The sequence below is a fragment of the Cellulomonas cellasea genome (genome assembly GCF_006538745.1).
Lineage (GTDB): Bacteria > Actinomycetota > Actinomycetes > Actinomycetales > Cellulomonadaceae > Cellulomonas_A > Cellulomonas_A cellasea.
Genome location: NZ_BJLR01000017.1, coordinates 280273 through 296705 on the forward strand (window position 1 = coordinate 280273; position 16433 = coordinate 296705).

The 16433-nt window shown below is 76.4% G+C and carries 13 protein-coding genes; 7 read left to right on the top strand and 6 right to left on the bottom strand.

From position 1 onward, the window contains the following. Positions 1 to 2 precede the first annotated feature (2 nt). Positions 3 to 956 (top strand): 5'-3' exonuclease, encoded by a 954-nt coding sequence (locus tag CCE01nite_RS10120; protein WP_034631098.1) that lies wholly within the window; start codon positions 3 to 5, stop codon positions 954 to 956. A 28-nt stretch (positions 957 to 984) separates the two neighbouring features. Here CCE01nite_RS10120 and CCE01nite_RS10125 read toward each other — a convergent pair whose 3' ends face one another. Continuing rightward, entirely contained in the window at positions 985 to 1554 is a 570-nt protein-coding gene (locus tag CCE01nite_RS10125; RefSeq protein WP_034631067.1) for a hypothetical protein, read from the bottom strand. A gap of 126 nt (positions 1555 to 1680) precedes the next feature. Here CCE01nite_RS10125 and CCE01nite_RS10130 point away from each other — a divergent pair, with 126 nt between their 5' ends. Beyond that, positions 1681 to 2310, top strand: coding sequence for a ribonuclease H family protein (locus tag CCE01nite_RS10130; protein WP_084142745.1), 630 nt, complete (start codon positions 1681 to 1683; stop codon positions 2308 to 2310). Between the two features lie 8 nt (positions 2311 to 2318). Here CCE01nite_RS10130 and CCE01nite_RS10135 read toward each other — a convergent pair whose 3' ends face one another. From CCE01nite_RS10135 to CCE01nite_RS10150, 4 genes are all read right to left on the bottom strand, one after another. Beyond that, positions 2319 to 2765, bottom strand: a complete 447-nt coding sequence (locus tag CCE01nite_RS10135) for a DUF3806 domain-containing protein (RefSeq protein ID WP_034631064.1) — start codon at positions 2763 to 2765, stop codon at positions 2319 to 2321. A gap of 185 nt (positions 2766 to 2950) precedes the next feature. Next, positions 2951 to 6823 carry a S8 family serine peptidase gene (locus tag CCE01nite_RS10140; RefSeq protein ID WP_084142744.1) on the bottom strand — a complete coding sequence of 1291 codons (3873 nt, stop codon included), beginning with the start codon at positions 6821 to 6823 and terminating at the stop codon, positions 2951 to 2953. A 286-nt stretch (positions 6824 to 7109) separates the two neighbouring features. Next, a complete protein-coding gene (locus CCE01nite_RS10145) occupies positions 7110 to 7709 on the bottom strand; it encodes a protein-L-isoaspartate O-methyltransferase family protein (protein ID WP_084142743.1) in 600 nt (199 codons plus the stop codon). Between the two features lie 84 nt (positions 7710 to 7793). Next, on the bottom strand, positions 7794 to 8231 hold the full coding sequence (locus CCE01nite_RS10150) for a hypothetical protein (RefSeq protein WP_034631058.1): 438 nt from the start codon (positions 8229 to 8231) through the stop codon (positions 7794 to 7796). A gap of 230 nt (positions 8232 to 8461) precedes the next feature. Here CCE01nite_RS10150 and CCE01nite_RS10155 point away from each other — a divergent pair, with 230 nt between their 5' ends. From CCE01nite_RS10155 to CCE01nite_RS10165, 3 genes are all read left to right on the top strand, one after another. Further along, positions 8462 to 9637 (top strand): M15 family metallopeptidase, encoded by a 1176-nt coding sequence (locus CCE01nite_RS10155; protein ID WP_052104204.1) that lies wholly within the window; start codon positions 8462 to 8464, stop codon positions 9635 to 9637. Positions 9638 to 9682: 45 nt separating this feature from the next. Next, a complete protein-coding gene (locus CCE01nite_RS10160; RefSeq protein ID WP_034631053.1) occupies positions 9683 to 10876 on the top strand; it encodes an ATP-binding protein in 1194 nt (397 codons plus the stop codon). Between the two features lie 158 nt (positions 10877 to 11034). Further along, complete coding sequence (locus tag CCE01nite_RS10165; protein ID WP_034631048.1) at positions 11035 to 11472, top strand: OsmC family peroxiredoxin; 438 nt, start codon at positions 11035 to 11037, stop codon at positions 11470 to 11472. 120 nt (positions 11473 to 11592) lie between these two features. Here the strand turns inward: CCE01nite_RS10165 and CCE01nite_RS10170 are convergent, their stop codons facing one another. Beyond that, positions 11593 to 12045 carry a hypothetical protein gene (locus CCE01nite_RS10170; protein WP_034631045.1) on the bottom strand — a complete coding sequence of 151 codons (453 nt, stop codon included), beginning with the start codon at positions 12043 to 12045 and terminating at the stop codon, positions 11593 to 11595. A 201-nt stretch (positions 12046 to 12246) separates the two neighbouring features. Between CCE01nite_RS10170 and CCE01nite_RS10175 the strand changes: the two genes are divergently transcribed. Together CCE01nite_RS10175 and CCE01nite_RS10180 are read left to right on the top strand one after the other, a co-directional pair. Further along, positions 12247 to 15192 carry an FAD-binding and (Fe-S)-binding domain-containing protein gene (locus tag CCE01nite_RS10175; RefSeq protein ID WP_052104203.1) on the top strand — a complete coding sequence of 982 codons (2946 nt, stop codon included), beginning with the start codon at positions 12247 to 12249 and terminating at the stop codon, positions 15190 to 15192. Positions 15193 to 15418: 226 nt separating this feature from the next. Then, positions 15419 to 16433 (top strand): hypothetical protein (locus CCE01nite_RS10180; RefSeq protein ID WP_141372281.1); only part of this gene is annotated, 1015 nt, incomplete at its 3' end.

Below are 16433 nucleotides of genomic sequence, written 5' to 3' on the forward strand. Positions count from 1 at the left end.
GCATGACCGACCGCCGACCGCTCCTGCTGCTCGACACCGCGTCGCTGTACTTCCGGGCGTTCTTCGGGGTGCCCGACTCGGTCAAGGCGCCCGACGGCACCCCGGTCAACGCGGTGCGCGGGCTGCTCGACATGATCGCCCGCCTCGTCACCGACCACCGGCCGTCGCGGCTCGTCGCGTGCTGGGACGACGACTGGCGGCCGGCGTTCCGCGTCGAGGCGATCCCGTCGTACAAGGCGCACCGCGTCGCCGAGGTGCTCCCGGGCGGGGAGGAGGCCGAGGAGGTCCCCGACCTGCTCTCGCCGCAGGTGCCCGTCATCGCCGAGGTCCTGGCCGCGCTCGGGATCGCCCGCGTCGGGGCGCCCGGGTTCGAGGCCGACGACGTGATCGGCACGCTCGTCGCGCGCGAGAGGGCGCGGCCCGCCGCGCAGCGGTCGCCGGTCGACGTCATCACGGGGGACCGGGACCTGTTCCAGCTCGTCGACGACGAGGCCCGGGTGCGCGTGCTCTACACGCAGCGCGGCATCAAGGACCTCGAGGTCGTCGACACCGCGCGGCTGCGCGAGAAGTACTCCGTCGCGTCGGGCCAGGCGTACGCCGACATGGCGGTGCTGCGCGGTGACCCGAGCGACGGCCTCCCGGGCGTGCCCGGGATCGGCGAGAAGACCGCCGCCGCGCTCGTCGCCCGGTACGGCGACCTCGCGGGGATCCTCGCGGCGCGGGACTCGGGGGACGCGGGCCTGACGAAGAGCCAGCGGGCCAAGCTCGTCGAGGCGGCGGACTACCTCGCGGTCGCGCCGACGGTCGTCCGGGTCGCGCCCGACGCCCCGGTCGGCGAGCTCGACGACACGCTGCCCGAGACGCCCGCGGACCCCGAGCGGCTCGTCGAGCTCACGACGCGCTGGGGGCTCACGTCGAGCGTCACGCGCGTCGTCACGGCGCTCACGCGGGACTGACGCGCGCCGGCTCGAACACGCCGGGTCGTCAGGACCCCAGGGCGACGCCGGGGTGCGCCCAGAGATTCGCCCCGACCCGCTGCCACGCCGCGACGCCGTCGGGCTCGGGCACGGTGCCGTCGGGCACGAGGCGGACGGTCACTGCCTCCGAGCGCGCGAACTGGCCCTCGACCAGAACCGCGGCCGCGACCGGATCGGCGCACCCGACGTCCGCCACGTCGCCCACCGGCACGGTCACGAGGCACACGAGCCCCGCCGTGCTCTGCGCGACGAAGTGCCGGCCCGCGGCCGTCTCGCCGAGGAAGCGGGTCGTCGCGGGGTCGACCGCCGCCGTCGCGGGCTCCTCGACCAGGACGTCGGCCGCGCGCTGGGGCTGGCCGAGCACACCGACGAGCGACGCGGGCGCGACGAGCTCGGCCGGTGCGGGGCCGGCCTCGATCGCGGCGCGGGCGGCGACCGCACCGCCGACGAGCAGCGCACCGGCGGTCACGAACACGGCGAACCGGCGGGTCAGGGCGGCGCGTGCGGCACCGTCCCGGTCGGCGCCGAGCCCGAGGTCGTCGAAGAGGTCGAAGGTGCTGCCGTCGATGGCCGTCATGCGCTCCTCATCGGCACTGACCTGCGCGGACGTGAGGGGATCGGGCCGCCGTCGCTCGATCGGGTGGGGCCTCGCGCGTCGTCCCGGTGCACGGTCGCCCGCGGCGCACCCGGCACAATGGACGGCGTGATCACGGTCAGCACGGACGGCTCCTGCCTGCGCAACCCCGGAGGGGCGAGCGGCTGGGCGTGGGTCAACCACGACGGCTCGTCGGCGTCGGGCGGCATCGCCTCGGGCACCAACCAGATCGCCGAGCTCACGGCCGTGCTCGAGGCGATCCTCGCGCACCCGGGCGCCGAGCCGCTGCGGGTCGAGTCCGACTCGACCTACGCGATCAAGTGCGCGTCGGTGTGGGTCGCCGGCTGGAAGCGCAAGGGCTGGCGGACCGCGAGCGGGGGGCCCGTGCAGAACCTCGGGCTCGTGCAGGGCATCGAGCGGGCGATCGCCGAGCGGGAGGGCGAGGTCGTCTTCCACTGGGTCCGCGGGCACCAGGGCGACCACTTCAACGAGCGGGCCGACGTGCTGTGCGGGGCTGCGGCGCGGGCCGCCCAGCAGGGTGAGGTCGTCGTGACCCGGACGTCCGTGACCGGCGAGGTGACCGTCGGCGTCGCCGGACCCGCCCCGGTCGCGACGGAGGCCGTCGCCGCGGCGCCGGTCCGGACGGCGGCGACCCGCACCGCCGGGGCACGCACCGCGCCGGTCGCGCGCGTCCCGCGCGGCACGCAGCCCGAGCCGGAGCTCGACGTCCTGTTCTGAGCGGTCGGTCAGCTCCCGGCGGCCGCGAGCTCCGCGAGCCCGCGCGCGATCTCGTCCGGGTACCCCGCGAGCCAGCCGGTCTCCCCGGCGGACCAGCGCCGCGCCACGACCCCGAGCGGGTAGACGAGCACGTCGACCCCCGGGTGCGTGAGCGCGAGCTCGGTGCCCGCCTCGTCGGTCGACGACGCCCACCCCGTGCCGGGCGACAGCGCGACGACGAGGTCGCCGAGGGCGATCCCGAACGCGCGCACGAGCTGCTCGGCGTCGGCGCGGTCCGCAGCGGGGGACGCCGCCCAGGTCACGAGCACGCGGTCGTAGAGCGAGCCGAGGGCCTCGGGCGTGACCGAGCCGCCGCACAGGCCGGCGACGAGCTCGCGGTGCTGCGCCACGAAGACGAGCTCGGCGGCGTTGAGCGGGGCGACCTCCGGACGAGGTGCCAGGGTGTGAGCGGTCATGACGCGTTGATCGGTCGTCTGTGACCGCGGCTTGAACGTCGGCGCGGGTGGTTCGCCGCCCGATGCCGGCGGGCGCTCCCATCGCGCCGGCCGGCGTGCGCCCGGGCACGCCGGAGGGGCGCCCCCGGACCGGCCGGTGACGCCCCTCCTGTGCCGTGCGAGCCGCCGGGCGGCGGCTCAGGTGATCAGCTGCGTCGTGCCTGCTTCACCTGGTACGAGCGCTGCGTCTTCGAGCTCTCGACGTCGGCGCTGCCCAGGTAGACGGCCGTGATCTGGTGCGTGCCGACCTTGAGGTCGGTCGGCAGCGCGATCGTGACCGTGCCGGTGAGCCCGTCGGTCACGAGCGTGCCGGTGCCGAGGACCGTGCTGCGCTCGCGGATCTCGACCGTGCCGGTCGGTGCCGACGTGCGGCCCTTGACGGTCACGGTCGCGCTGACGGCCTCGCCGGGCTTCCCCGACGCCTTCGACAGCATGAGCCCGAGCGTCGAGCCCGACTTCGCGACCTTCGTCGTCACGACGTCCGAGGTCGACCGCACGTACGCGGCGCTGTCCGGCGTGAAGGCCGCGGTCAGGGCGTGCGAGCCCGCACCGAGGCGGACCTTCGCGGTCGCCTTGCCGCCACTCAGCGCGACCGCGGCGAGCTCGGTGTCGCCCTCGAGGAACCGGACAACGCCGGTCGCCTCGGCCGGGGCCACCGTGGCGGTGAGCGTGAGCTCCGCGCCGGCCTTCGCCGAGCCGCCGACCCTGAGGGTCGTCGTCGTCGGCGTCGCCTCGGGGACCGTGACGTCGACGAGCTGCGCGCGCGCCGTCGTCGTGGCGTTGCGGCTGTGCAGCACGAGCAGCTGCGACTCGCCGGCCTTGGCGGCCTCGGTGCGGTGCACCGTGATCGGCGCGTCCGGACCGGACAGGAACCACAGCGTGTCCGGCGTGCCGGCGTCGAACCAGAACGGCGGCGTGAACGGGTCGACCGTGAACGGCTCGACCTCGTCGACGACCCCCTCCGGGTCGGCGGCGTACCCCGAGTACGTCCAGACCCGGACGGTCGGCGTCGTGCCCGGCGTGATGCCGACGTCCGCGAGGCTCAGCGGGATCACCACGACGTTGTTGTCGAACACCGTGGTGTCGACGTCGCCGAAGAACCCGTTGACGGGCTGGATGTCGATGACCTCGTCGGTCACGAGGTCGAACGTCGCCTGCACCGTCACGTCCGACGAGTCGTCGAGCTTCTGCACGACCGTCTGCGTGTCGTAGGTGCCGTCGCCGTCGATGTCGATGTCGATGACCGGCTTCGTGTACGCCCCGAGGGTCGCCCACTCGCCCTCGGTGGCGATGCCGATGCCGAGGTAGCCGGCCTCGGGCGCGCCGCCCGCGGCCGCGCGCTGCGGGGCGGTCGAGGACCACCCGACGTAGCGCAGGTCACCGGCGGCGTTTGCCGAGGGCGACGTCTCGACGCGCGGGTCGTCCTCGAGCTGCGGGCTCGTGGCACCCAGGACCAGCGGCGCCGCGAGGGAGTACCAGCCGCCGGACGCGACCCCGCGACCGGTGAGCGCGAGCTCCGCGGTCGTGGCGCCGGCGTCCGCGAAGGTGACCGGCTGCGCGGTCAGGTCGCTGACGAGACGCGGTGCGGCGTGCACCGGGACCCGCAGCTCGCTGCCGTCCGTCGTGAGCACGAGACGCCCCGAGAGCGTCGCGACGTACTCGCGCGGGACGCCGCCCTGCTCGACCTCCGACGTCGGGTCGAGCTCGCGCTCGAGCGTCGCCGGGTCGGCGGTCAGGGTCAGCGTGACGAGCCGGGACTGCCCGGCCGGGACCGTGAGGCTCGCCGGCGAGGTCGTCACCGTCGCGCCGCCCGCGGTCGTCGAGGCGTCGAACGCCGTCGCGTAGCGGACCGCGCGGTTGCTCGTGTTGGTCACCGTGACGGTCTTCTTCTCGACGACCGTCTGCGCGCCGACGTCGACGACCCCGAAGACGACCGAGACCTGCTCGGGGGCGTCCGAGGCGTAGGCGAGGACGCCGTTGGCGACCGCGTCGACCGCGTCGACCCGGCCGGAGCCGACCCGCTCGGGGCCGTAGACCTCACCGGTCCGGTTCGGGCCCGTGAACAGGTCGTGCGTCGCGGTGTTCACGATCGACGCCTTGACCTGCGCGGGCGTCCAGCCCGGGTTCGTCGCGCGGACGAGCGCGGCGATGCCGGCGACGTGCGGCGCGGCCATCGAGGTCCCCGAGAGCGTGTGGGCCTCGTTGCCGGTGCCCGACGCGGCGGACTGGATGCTCGTGCCCGGCGCGGCGACGTCCGGCTTGAGGATGCCGAGCGAGCCGTGCGCCCCGCGCGACGAGCCCGGGTTGAGCGCGTCACCCGCGGACGCGTCCTGCACGGTGCCGGCGAGCGACGGGCCGATGTGGGCCGTCACGGTGCCGGTCTGGATCGCGGGCAGGAGGATGTCGGTCGAGGCCGCCGTGAGCTGCGCGCCCGGGATCGTCGGGTTCCCCGAGATGCCGGCCGAGAAGATGGTGTTCTCGGTGCCGATCAGGACACCGACCGCGCCGGCGGCCTGGGCCGCGTTGAAGCGCGCGACGCTGCCGCAGCGACGGGCGGAGTCGTCGTCGTCCCACCACAGGTACGCGATCTTGCCCGCGAGCTGCTCGGCGTACGGCGCGAGCGAGGTGCAGCCGTCGACCTCGTCGCCGAGGTAGGCGACCGGCGCCGTGACGTCCTCGGTCCCGGCGTAGGCGATGCTGTTCTGCGCGGCGTAGACGCCGTCGAGCGACGGGTCGGAGCCGACCGTCACCTCGACGCCGTCGAGGTCGAGCGGGCTGCCGACCGAGTTCGCGACCGTGAGGCCCGAGGTCGCGCTGCCCGGCGAGCCGCCGACGTCGGTGATGTCGCCCGAGTTGCCGGCCGAGAAGACGGACAGGACACCCAGGTCGGAGAGCCGGTCGACGACGAGCGAGTCCGGGTCGTCGACGGGTGCGGCGGAGGCGCCGAGCGAGAGGTTGACGACGTCGAGGTGGTCGTTGAAGTCACCGTCGCCGTTCGGGTCGGCCGCCCAGTCGAGCGCGAGCGACGTGAGGTTCGTCGAGCCGCCGAGGTCACCGAAGACCTTGAGGGCGTAGACGCCGGCCTCGGGGGCCGCGCCGGGGCCGACCTGCCAGTCGGACAGGTCCGTGAGCGACGCGTAGTCGCCCTCGAACGTCGTTCCGTCCGCGGTCACGCCGTAGCCGACCGCGGTGCCGGCGACGTGCGTGCCGTGGCCGCTGTTGTCGCTCGTGTAGAGGCTGTCGATCGGGTTCTCGTCGGGGACGGGGATCGCGCTCGTGCCCGGGATGTCCTCGCTCGGGTCGTAGAGCGGGCCGGCGAAGTCGTAGCCGCCGAGGAACTTCTCCGGGTCGTACAGGCCCTCCGGCACGGGCTGCGTGCCGTCCTCGCCGTACGCGGCGTCGTAGGCCTCGACCGTGCCAGGGCCGCCGAACGACGCGTGGGTGTAGTCGAGGCCGGTGTCGATGACGCCGACGCGGACGCCCTCACCGGTCTGGCCGGTGGACTGCCACACCTCGAGCGCGCGCGTGAACACGTCGGTGTTGCGGTTGTCGGGGGTCCTGGGGGTCACCCGGCGGATCGAGACGACGTCGTCCGACTGCGCCAGCCGGCTGATGGTCGCGGCGTCGCCCGTGACGAGCGTGCCCGAGACGACGTTGGAGAGCGTCGAGATCCGGCGGGGCGCGGGCGTCGCGGTGCGCGCGGTGACGCGCTCGGGGACGACCTGCGCGGCGAGCTCCTCGACCTGCTCGGTCGCGGCGCGGACCTGCGCGGGCGTGCCGCCGTCCTCGACGACGTCGAGGCCCGAGGGGGCGTCGAGCTCGACGAACGCGGTGATGGTGCCCTCGGCGTCGAGGACGCTGCGGCTCACCTTGGCGCGCGACAGGTCCTTGCCCGACGCGACGGCACCGCCGGGTGACCCTGGGTCGGGGGCTGCGGCGGCGACCTGGGCGCCGACGAGGGTCGACGTCGCGGCGAGCGCGAGGGTCGTCAGCACGGAGAGCAGCGGGCGAGGCGTCATGGGCTCACTCCTGGGCGGGGCGTGTGAAGGCGTGGTGAGGAACTGTGGCGCCGCCCGAGTGTCGTGGTGTCCCGGATCGCGGGACGGCCCCCGGGGTGACGGTAATCGCGAACGGGTGATTCGTCACCCGTTCGGGCACCACGAGTTACTCCTGAGTACGACTGCGTGTTACCCGCGGGTACACCGGCCGTGCTGCGCGGCCCCCGCGCACGCCCCGGCGCGGTGCCGTCAGCCGCGCGGTGGGCCGTGCCGTCGGGTGCGCCGTCGGGTGCGCGCGCACCGCACGTCAGCGCAGCGGGACGAACGCGTAGCTGCCCAGGCGGCGGTGCACGAACGTCTCGCCGCGCCGCTCGACGACCCACAGCGTCGTGCGGACCGGCAGCACGACGCGCCCGCCGTCGGCCACCTGGCGCAGGAGCGCGTCGGGCAGGCGCGGCGCCGCCGCGGACACCAGCACCCGGGACCAGCCGCCGGGGACCTCGCGCCCGAGGACGCCGGGCGTCGCGGGCTCGATGCGGGCCCACGGCTGCCGCGTCGCCGCGAGGTTCCCCGCACCCCACTGCGCGAGCCCGGGGTCCAGCTCGAGGCCGAGCACCTCGCCCCGCGGCCCGACGAGCCGGGCGAGCAGTGCCGTCGTCCACCCCGACCCCGAGCCGACGTCGAGCACGCGCGCGCCCACGGGGACGTGCAGCCGGCGCAGCATCGTCGCGACGGTGCTCGGCTGCGAGCACGTCAGGCCGTGACCGAGCGGCAGCGGCCGGTCCTCGTGCGCGTGGGGGCGCTGGTCGGGCGGCAGGAACGCGCGTCGGTCCAGGTCGCGCATCGCCTGCGCGACGTCGTCGGCCCGCTCGAGGGGGTCCGGCCGGCGGCCGCCCTCACCCGTCATCCGTCGAGCGTAGGCGCGCGGCTGCGCGGTGTCAGGGGAGGTGCGGGGCGGGTCCCGCCGTGCGGTGCGCCGCGGGGGTCGCCGTCAGGGTGCGGGCGCGACGAGCGGGACCTGACCCGTCGACGTGGGCAGCGGGTCGAGCACGGCCTGGACGGAGACCACGGGGATCGACTGCGTCTCGGAGATGAGCTGCGCGACGGTGCGGGGGCGGCGGCCCGGGCGGCCCGGCGTGCGCCGCTGCTCGATCCCCTCGAGGGTCGACGCGCGCCACACGGCTCCGCCGTTGAGCCGGCCGTCGGGCGCCGGGAGCCACGGGACCTTGCGCGAGAGCCAGACGCGGATCGTCGCGTGCTCGACGCCGAGCCGGTCCGCGAGCCGGCCGATGTCGTAGAGGTCGTCGAGACCCTGCGGCGCGGCGGCCCGCTCGCGGGCGCGGATCTGCGCACGGGTGAGCGGTGCGTCCGGTGCGGCGTGCGCCGCCCGTCCGGGCGCGCGGGCGTCGTCGAGGTCCCCTGAGTCCACCTGGGAAGCGTAGCCGGGACACATCGGACAGGGGAGGGGCAATCTGTCACGCAAGCGTGACGAGACCCACAAAGAAACTCACCCTCAAGGGTCGAGGACCTCGGTCCGATACACATAACGTGTTACGTGTGAGTGACAGATTGCCGACCACGCGGCGCTCTGCACGCGGTGGGCGGCACGCTGCCCCCCGCGCCGGAGCCGCCGCCCAGCCGCGCGCCACCGCAGTCCAGGTGGCCCGCGGTGCCGTCGCCGTCGCCATGGCGCTCAGCGTCGGCGCCTACGCGTTCACCGTGCCGAGCATGGCCGACGTGACCGCGCAGCGACAGGCCGCCGAGCAGGCCCAGGAGGAGCAGGCGGTCCAGACCGCCTCCGCCGAGGCCACCGAGGTCGCGCTCACCGAGCGCCGCGCCGCGGTCGTCCAGGTCGCCGACAGCGTGGCCGCCCGCGCGCAGGTCGCCAAGGAGACCGCGAGCGCCGCCGCCCTGACCGCCGAGGTCGTCGCACCGCTCGACGAGGCCGTCGCCGAGCTCGGGGAGCTCCTCGAGCTGGCCCGCGCGGAGAGCGCCGCGAGCCCCGTCTCCGCACCCGAGCCCGCCGCGACCGGCCCGGCCGCCCCGCTGCCGCAGTCCGCCCCGTCGCCCACCGAGGGCGCCGCCGAGCCCGCCCCCGAGCCGCTGCCGTCCGACGCGCCCGCCGCGACCCCGACGCCCTCGGCCTCCCCGAGCGAGACGACGATCGTCGCGACCGAGGTCCCCGCGACCGTCGCCGGCGTCGACGTCCCGCAGGGCCCCGAGGACGCGACGACCGCCCGCCTCCGCGAGGCCGTCGAGAAGGTCGCCCAGGCGTCCGCCCAGGTCGTGCTCGTCGCCGAGGCCAACTCCGCCGCCGTCGAGGTGGCCGCGGGCGTCCAGGCCGCCGCCGCCGCCGAGTCGGAGCGCGCCGCCGCCGAGGCCGCGCGGGTCGCCGCCGAGCGGGCCGCGACGCGCGCCGCGTGGCGGACGTCGCTCGACAAGTACTCCAACGGGCAGGTCCCCGAGTCCGCGCTCTGCGACGTCGCGTTCGACCCGTCGCACGAGCTGCGCTGCGACGCGGCCCAGCAGCTCGAGCAGCTCGACGCCGCGTACGTCGACGCGTTCGGCGTGCACATCACGATCTCCGACTCCTACCGCTCCCTCGCCGGGCAGTACGCCTGCACCCGCACCAAGGGCAGCCTGTGCGCGGCGCCCGGGACCTCGAACCACGGTCTCGGCACGGCCGTCGACCTCGGCGGCGGCATCCAGACGTTCGGCACGCGCCAGCACCGCTGGCTCGTCGCGAACGCCGACGAGTACGGCTGGACGCTGCCCGACTGGGCCCGCGCGACCGGCAGCAAGCCCGAGGCGTGGCACTGGGAGTACGTCGGCTGACGCGCCGCGAGGCCCCCGAGCGCACGCAGGCCTACCATCGGCCCCATGAGCGCTCACGGCGAGCCCGGGCGGGATCGGCCGCTCGTCGGGCGCGGGCCCGAGCTCGACGACCTCGACGACGCGCTGTCGTCGGTGTCCGCCGGGAGCGGCTCGATCATGCTGCTCGAGGGCGAGGCCGGCGTCGGCAAGTCCTCGATCGCGCACGCGGTGCGCACCACGGCCCACCTGCTCGGCCTCGAGGTCCGCAGCGCGTCGGCGTCGGCGGTCCCGCGCCGCCCGTTCGCGCTGCTCGCCGACGCGCTCCTGCCGGCCCGCCCGGTGCCCGGCGCCGAGGACGCGCTCGGTCCCGTGCCGTCCCGCGCGGCGTCGCCCGTCGAGGAGGAGCTCGCCGCGCTGCTCGACGGCGCCCGCGACACCCCGGCGGCCCCTGCGGTCGTCGCGCGCACCGAGGAGCTGTTCACGGCGCTCGTGCGCCGGCGCGGCGACTCCGGCCCGTGGCTGCTCGTGCTCGACGACCTGCACCTCGCCGACGAGGCGTCGCTCGCGGTGCTGTACCGGCTCGCGCGCGAGGGCGCCGTCGAGCGGGCGCTGCTGCTCGCGACGATGCGCCCGGTGCCGCGCGGCGCGGAGCTCGCGACGGTGGTTGCGGCCTGGACGCGCGCGGGCGCCCGCTACGTCGAGCTCCGCCCGCTCGCGCCCACCGCCGTCGTCGAGCTCGCGGAGTCCCGGGTCGGCGCCCCCGTCGGGCCCGCGCTGCGTGGGGCGCTCGCGACGACGGGCGGCAACCCGCGGTTCGTCGCCGACCTGGTCCAGGCGGTCCAGGACGCCGGCGCGCTCGTCCCGATGCCCCCGGGCGGGGTCGACGTGGCGCACGACGGCTGGGTCGGGCCGCTCGACGCGCTCGTCGTCGCCCGCCTCGACTACCTCGGTGCGGACGTCACCGCGCTGCTGGCCCGGGCGTCGGTGCTCGGCTCGTCGTTCGTCGTCGGGGACCTCGCCGAGCTCGCCGAGCTGCCCGTCGCGCACTGCTGGCGGGTCCTGCGGCACGCGCTCGCCGCGGGGGTCGTGCACGCGCGCGGCGACCGGCTCGCGTTCCGGCACGACCTCGTGCGCACCGCGCTCTACGCGGGGCTGGACCCGGCCGGGCGCCGCGACCTGCACGCGCGCGCGGCGCGGGCGCTCCAGGAGGCCGGGGCGCCGCCGGCCGTCGTCGAGCGGCACCTGCACCGGACGGTGTGATCCCGCGCGCCGCCCGGGGCCCGCAGCCGGCGGTGCCGTCGCGGTCGCGCCCCCGGGCCTGCGGTGTCGCGACGTGGGGTGTCGGGCTCGACGCCGCGACCCTACGGTGGAACGCGCGGCGCCGACCGGCGTCGCGCACGTGACGACGAAGGAGCGACATGCCCATCCGTACCGCACGCACCGCCTGGAACGGGACCCTGCAGGACGGGGGTGGCCAGGTCGAGCTGACGAGCTCGAAGGTCGGCACGTACGACGTCTCGTTCCCGCGCCGCGCGGCCGACGAGGCCGGTGGCGTGACGAGCCCCGAGGAGCTCATCGCGGCCGCGCACTCGTCCTGCTACGCGATGCAGCTCTCCGCGCTGCTCGGCGAGGCCGGGGCGACGCCCGTCGCGCTCGAGGTCACCGCGGACGTGACGCTCAGCCCCGACCCGGCCGGCGGGTTCCGGATCAGCGGGATCGCGCTCAAGGTCCGCGGTGAGGTCGAGAACATCGACGCCGACGGGTTCGCGAAGGCGGCCGACGCCGCGAAGGCCACGTGCCCGGTGAGCAAGGCGCTCACGGGCACCGAGATCACGCTCGACGCCGCGCTGGACTGACCGGCGCGCGGTCCGTCCCGGGCCGGGGGCGTGCGCGACGCGTGCGTGCGCCGTCGGCCCGGGGCGGTCGGTGCGTGGGCGGTGCGGGGCGTGGGGCGGTGCTGGGCGTGGGGCGCGGCGTCAGCGCAGGCGCGCGAGCAGCCGCAGCGCGCCCGTGAGCCGCGGGGGCTCGACCTCGGTGATCCGGGCGAGCGTGCGGTCGGTGACCTCGCGCACGAAGGTGGGCAGCTGTTCCGGGACGCCGGCCTGCCAGAGCGCGGCGACGGCGTCGAGGGGCAGCTCGAGCGTCGTCGTGCGGGGGTGCGCCAGCGCGATGCTCGGCGAGCCCTCGACGCGGACCCACGTGAGCCCGGGCACGCGGGCGACGATCGCGTCGCCCGCGAGCAGGCCGAGCGCGGTGATCGTGGGGAGCGGGTCCCAGCGCAGCGCGGGCTCGGCGGCGTGCCACGCGCCCATGAGCTCGTCGAGCAGGACGCCGAGCCGGTCGACGTCCGTGAGGTCGAGCCCGGGGCCGCGCAGGAGCTCGCGGGACTCCGCGAGCCACATGGCCTCGGCGGGATCCAGCCCGCGCACTGCGGGACGCACGTCGGGGGCCGCGCGTCCCGCAGTGCCGCGGGGGGACGGCACGAAGCTGCGACGATCCCGCGAGCGGGGCTGCCGTGCTGTGCCTGTCATGCAAGAGATATCGGCAGCAGCTGACCCCGCATGCACCGCCACCAGGGTGAACCTGGTCACCGTGCGCAGGCGCCGGGCTGTGGGTGGGAGACTGCAGCGGTGTCGACCGTGACGGATCCCGCGCAGCGCCCGGACGCGGCCGCGCCGCCCACTCCCGACGTCGTCGCCGCGCTGCGCTCCGCGGTCGGGGGCGCAGTCGACGACTCCTCGCGGCGCCGCGCCGAGTACTCCACGGACGCGTCGAACTACCGCGTCGTCCCGCAGGTCGTCGTGTTCCCGCGCGACACCGACGACGTGCTGGCCGCGCTCGAGGTCACGCGCGCGGCGGGCGTCCCGCTGACGTCGCGCGGCGGGGGCACGTCGGTCGCGGGGAACGCCGTCGGCACGGGCGTCGTGCTCGACTTCTCCCGGCACGTCAACCGCGTCCTCGCGATCGACCCCGAGGCCCGCACGGCGCGCGTCGAGCCGGGCGTCGTGATGTCCGAGCTGCAGCGCCAGGCCGCCCCGCACGGGCTGCGGTTCGGGCCCGACCCGTCGACGCAGGCCCGCGCGACGCTCGGCGGGATGATCGGCAACAACGCGTGCGGCCCGCGCGCCGTGGCGTACGGGCGGACCGCGGACAACGTGCTCGCGCTCGACGTGGTCGACGGGACCGGGCGGCGCTTCGAGGCCGCCCGCGGGCTCGACCCGGTGCCGGGCCTCGACGCCCTGGTGCGCGCCAACCTCGAGACGATCCGCACCGAGCTGGGCCGCTTCGGCCGGCAGGTCTCCGGGTACTCGCTCGAGCACCTGCTGCCCGAGAACGGCGCGGACCTCGCCAAGGCGCTCGTCGGCACCGAGGGCACGCTCGTGACGCTGCTCGGCGCGACCGTGAACCTCGTGCCGATCGCGGCCGCGCCGGTGCTCGTCGTGCTCGGCTACCCGGACATGCCGACGGCCGCCGACGCCGTGCCCGCGCTGCTCGCGCACGCCCCGCTCGCGATCGAGGGCATGGACGCCCGGCTCGTCGACGTGGTGCGCCGCGTCAAGGGCGCGAGCGCCGTCCCGCCGCTGCCGACCGGCGGGGGCTGGCTCATGGTCGAGGTCGGGGGAGCGGACCTCGACGAGGCGATGGCCCGGGCGCGCGCGCTCGCGGCCGACGCGGGCACCGACGCCGTCGGGGTCTTCCCGCCCGGACCGCAGGCCGCCGCGATGTGGCGCATCCGCGAGGACGGCGCGGGGCTCGGCGGGCGCACGCCCTCGGGCGCGCAGGCGTGGCCCGGCTTCGAGGACTCCGCGGTGCCGCCCGCACGGCTCGGCGCGTACCTGCGCGAGCTCGAGGCGCTCATGGCGACGCACGCGGTCGACGGCCTGGCCTACGGGCACTTCGGCGACGGCTGCGTGCACCTGCGCCTCGACGTCCCGCTCGAGCGCTCGGGCGACCCGCTGCGCGCGTTCATGACCGACGCCGCGCACCTCGTGGCCGCGCACGGCGGCTCGCTCTCGGGCGAGCACGGCGACGGGCGGGCGCGCAGCGAGCTGCTGCCGGTCATGTACTCCCCGCGGGCCATCGCCGCGTTCGAGGCCGTCAAGGACCTGTTCGACCCGCGCGACCTGCTCAACCCCGGCGTGCTCGTCCGCCCGCGCCCGCTCGACGCCGACCTGCGCCGCCCGTACGCGCGGTCGCTGCTCGCGGGCTCGGGCGGGTTCGCGTTCGCGCACGACGCCGGGGACTTCACGACGGCCGTGCACCGCTGCGTCGGGGTCGGCAAGTGCCGCGCCGACACCTCGGCCGCCGGCGGGTTCATGTGCCCGTCGTTCCTCGCGACGCGCGACGAGAAGGACTCGACCCGCGGCCGGGCGCGCGTGCTCCAGGAGATGGCGAACGGCACGTTCGTCACGCAGGGCTGGGCGGCGCCCGAGGTGCACGAGGTGCTCGACCTGTGCCTCGCGTGCAAGGCCTGCTCGAGCGACTGCCCCGCCGGCGTCGACATGGCGCAGTACAAGTCCGAGGTGCTGCACCGCACCTACCGCGGACGGCTGCGTCCCGTGAGCCACTACGCGCTCGGCTGGCTGCCGCGCTGGACCCGGTTCGTGACCGGCGTGCCCGGGCTCGCGCGGCTCGCCAACGCGGCGCTCGGGATCCGCCCGGTCGCGAAGCTCGTGCTCGCCGCGGGCGGCATGGACACGCGCCGGGAGATGGTCACGTTCGCGTCCACCCCGTTCCGGGCGTGGGCGCGGGGCGAGGGAGCGGCGCAGGTCACGCGCGGTGCGGGGGCGGTGGACGACGAGGCGCCCGAGGGTGCCCGGAAGCCGCGCGTGCTGCTGTGGACCGACTCGTTCAGCGACGGCCTCGCGCCCTCGGTCGCGCAGGCCGCGGTGCGGGTGCTGCGCGCGGCCGGGTACGAGGTGATCGTGCCCGAGGACGAGGCGTGCTGCGGGCTCACCTGGATCACCACGGGCCAGCTCGACGGCGCGCGCGAGCGCCTCACGCACCTGCTCGGCGTGCTCGGCCCGTACGCGGTCAACGGCATCCCGATCGTGGGCCTCGAGCCGTCGTGCACCGCGGTCCTGCGCTCGGACCTGCTCGACCTGCTGCCCGACGACCCCCGCGCCGTCGCGGTCGCGCGCGAGACCCGGACCCTCGCGGAGCTGCTCACGGCCCCCGCGCCGATCGGGCCGCGCGAGCGCTGGGAGCTCCCGGACCTGTCCGGCGTGACCGCCGTCGTCCAGCCGCACTGCCACCACCACTCGGTCATGACGTACACCGCGGACCGCACGCTCCTCACCGAGGCCGGCGCGCAGTTCCGGGCGCTCGCCGGGTGCTGCGGGCTCGCCGGGAACTTCGGGATGGAGAAGGGGCACTACGAGACGTCGGTGGCCGTCGCCGGGCACGCGCTCCTGCCTGCGCTGCGCGACGCCGCGCCGGGCGACGTGTACCTGGCCGACGGGTTCTCGTGCCGCACGCAGGCCGAGCAGCTCGCGGGCGTCCAGGGCGTGCACCTCGCGGAGCTCCTCGCGGCGCACCTGCCCGCCGACGCGCCGGCGGTCGCCGAGGGGCGCTGAGGGCCGGACGAACCCCGTCGGGCGCTGGTCCGACGCGGCGGGTCCGGTGCGTCCCTCCGGGGTTGCCGCCCGCCGTCCGCCTGCGCGGCGGCAGCGTTCGGGTGAGGGCCGGTTGGGCTTCACAGCGGGGCGTGGGAGAGTGTTCGCCGGACGGCCGGGGGCGGTCGTCCGGGGCGATCGACGCGGGTGCGCACGGCGGCTGCGCGCGCCCGGGGAGGGAGACGCAGTGCCGATCTTCGAGCTCGACGAAGGTCGACCGCTCCTCGTCCAGCCCATGCAGCCCGCGAGCTCGACGTTCGCGCCGGACACCTCCGCGCTCGTCGCCGACCACCTCACCGCGCTGCTCGGCGAGCAGCTCTTCCAGGTGCGCGTGCGCCACGAGGACGACGAGGCGCCGCACCTGCTCGCGCTCGACGCGGGCGGCCAGCCGGTCGTCGTCGACGTCGTCCACCTGCTCGACGCCGAGGCGCTCGTGCGCGCCCTCGGCTTCGCCGGCCAGGCCGCCCGGCTCACGCGCTCCGACCTCGCCCGCGCCTACCAGGGCGGTCGCGAGGCGTTCGACGCCGACCTCGCGGTGTTCCGCGACCGCTCCCCGCTGACCGCGCAGCACGCCCCGCGCACCGGCTCCCGCCTCGTCCTCGTGTGCTCCGAGGTGGACGACGACGTGAGCGACGCCCTCGCGTTCCTGCGCCAGCCGGGCCGCCAGGTCGAGGTCCTGCAGATGGGCGTCGTGCAGGGCGGCGACGGACGCCGCTACGTCGACGTCTCGCCCGTCCAGCTCGGCCCGCACCGCACCCCGCGCCCGGTCGAGCCCGCCGCGATGATCGTCCCCGCCCCGGTGCCCGCACCCCTGACCGTGACGGGAGCGTCGGCGCACGAGAGCGTCTCGGCGCGGGTGGCCGCGGCGGAGCGCCCGCGGCCCGAGCCGGTCCCGGCGCCGCGCCCCTCGGCGGACGAGTGGGACGTGCGCGACGCCGTGCGTGACACCGGGGCGTCCGCCGCGCGGAGCGGGGACGACGACGGGCGCGACGCCCGGGTGGACGACGCCGACGGTCGTCGTGAGCGCGGCACCGACGAGGGGCCCGACGCGCCGTCGGACGACGCCGTGCCGGGTGCGGGCAGCCCGGCGCCGGTCGCCCGCGACGTCGACGCGCCGACGTGGGGAGACCCGCCGCGCACCGGAGGCACCGGCCGTGCCGCGGCCCCGGCGCCCGCCGCAGACGCGGTGCCCGCCCCGCTTG